The sequence below is a fragment of the Microcoleus sp. MON1_C5 genome (genome assembly GCF_036701875.1).
GTDB lineage: Bacteria > Cyanobacteriota > Cyanobacteriia > Cyanobacteriales > Microcoleaceae > Microcoleus.
This window is the reverse complement of record NZ_JAUBRN010000147.1, coordinates 1-1,963: the sequence shown is the minus strand read 5'-3', so window position 1 is coordinate 1,963 and position 1,963 is coordinate 1. Positions and strand designations below refer to the sequence as shown.

The following is a 1,963-nucleotide window of genomic DNA, read 5'->3' as shown; positions in this document are numbered from 1 at the left end:
GTTTAACTGCTTATCAATCTATTCAACAAGCTCTCTCTATTGATGGCTCCATTTTTTCCCCTAGTTGAGCAATTACCAATAAAGTTCGCCAAGAAGAGAAAAACGTGCTTTTTGTCATTTCAGGTGACATGGTGCAGGGTTCTCTCATTGATAAGGAATATAGAGGTATTTCAACTATAGAAATTATGAATTACCTCGCTCCAGATGTAGTGACTCTGGGGAATCACGAATTGGATTATGGGTTGCCTCACTTACTATTTTTGGAAAAGATGGCAAATTTTCCCATCGTCAATGCCAACTTGTATATCACAAAGTACAATAAACGCTTGATGAATCCATATGTCATCCTCAAGGTAGATGGCTTCAATATTATGTTCATCGGAATTGTAACTGAAGAAGTTCTTAAGTCCTTAAAACGCGATCTAAGTATTAGCACATTTGTAAGTCTTGAAGATGCCGCCTCAGAAGTTGGGAAAATTGGCGACGCCTACAAAAACGAGGACATTGACCTAACAATTTTGCTAACTCACATCGGTTTTGAAGAGGATAAAAAACTAGCAGCAATGCTAAACCCTGAATGGGGTGTGGATATGATTCTTGGCGGACACTCTCATACATTTTTAGAACAACCTGCCCAAGTTAACAATATTCTAATCGCACAAGCTGGAATTGGTACAGACCAAATTGGACGCTTTGATGTTGTAGTGGATGACGATACTAACAGTATCGTTGAATGGAAGTGGCAACTCCTGCCTGTAGATAATAATCTGGCCCAGCCCGATTCAGAAATCGAAAAGCTGATTGCGACGTTCCAAGAAGAGGTCGATCGCAAATATAATCGATTGATTGGTCGCTTAGCACATAAACTGACCCATCCTAATCGTGAAGAAGAAACGGAATTGGGTAACTTAATCGTTGATATTGTTGCCCAACTAGATAGCTTGGATGTAGCTCTGATAGGAAGTGGTTCAATCCGTAGAACAAAATTAGGCCCGCTAGTTACACTGAGCGATCTTAAAGAAGTTTTTCCTTACGACGATGTATAGCCTTTCTCAGTAACATGAGGTGCTCTGGCGGGCATAGGGCATAGGGCATAGGGCATAGGGCATAGGCCTCCGTGGGCATCAGTTGCGAGCGGTGTGTACCTCATTTTATTGAGAACCGCTATACTTTATAAACTTAAAGTTACAGGCGTACAGCTTACCCAGATATTCGCACACATTATGAGACTGGAAAACAGAATACCTGGTGAAAGTTGTTGTTTTCAGGTCAGCCAAGGTATTGAGGCAGTTTACAGTGATTCCCAAAATCAGCTTGAATCTTTGAGAATTAATGGACAACCTGTACAAGCAGATGCTCATTACACTATCTGTGTAGAAGAATATCATTACAAAAATTCACTACATAGTCTAGGTCTAACAAGTGAAGAATTGACAAAATTAGACAATCCCAAGGTAGTTTCAACATCCTGCCAGAATATCCTTGAAGAATACTTTAGCCATCATCAAAATCTCAACAGCCAGATCGAAGGTCGATTGATCTACAAGTAGAATGTTCAGAGCAGGTTCTCACTGATTGTGATTATTGGGCCGGCAAGATGCCTGCCCACTAAGAAACTAGATTAAGACTGTTTAATGCAAATCACCACAAGGAATATTAGCGGAACCAGAACCAGAGATCAAAATCACATCCTATGATAAGACTGCAATTATTTATGAGGTGGAGTTTTTTCTCGAAAACTTTGAGGATGTGGAGCAGATACTCGATCGATTTATGATACGAATCTAGTACGCAGCTTAGCTTCCGCAACCTGACGCTATATCCCCCTACCGATACGAGTATGCTGTGGAAGCTGTTGAGCGGGCAGATAGCGCTTACGCTCTTTCAGTTGACGGGGTGACAACCCCGTCAAAACATTGATAAAATAAAGGACATAGCCCTTAGACCCCTCTGAAAAAACGGT

At 41.1% G+C, this 1,963-nt stretch carries 2 protein-coding genes; both read left to right on the top strand.

Features of this window, described 5'->3' with window-relative positions; translation table 11 throughout:
- The first annotated feature begins 71 nt into the window (after positions 1-71).
- Positions 72-1,046 (top strand): bifunctional UDP-sugar hydrolase/5'-nucleotidase, encoded by a 975-nt coding sequence (locus QUA71_RS29075; RefSeq protein WP_333290468.1) that lies wholly within the window; start codon positions 72-74, stop codon positions 1,044-1,046.
- A 93-nt stretch (positions 1,047-1,139) separates the two neighbouring features.
- On the top strand, positions 1,140-1,550 hold the full coding sequence (locus QUA71_RS29070) for a 5'-nucleotidase C-terminal domain-containing protein (protein WP_333290466.1): 411 nt from the start codon (positions 1,140-1,142) through the stop codon (positions 1,548-1,550).
- Positions 1,551-1,963 lie beyond the last annotated feature (413 nt).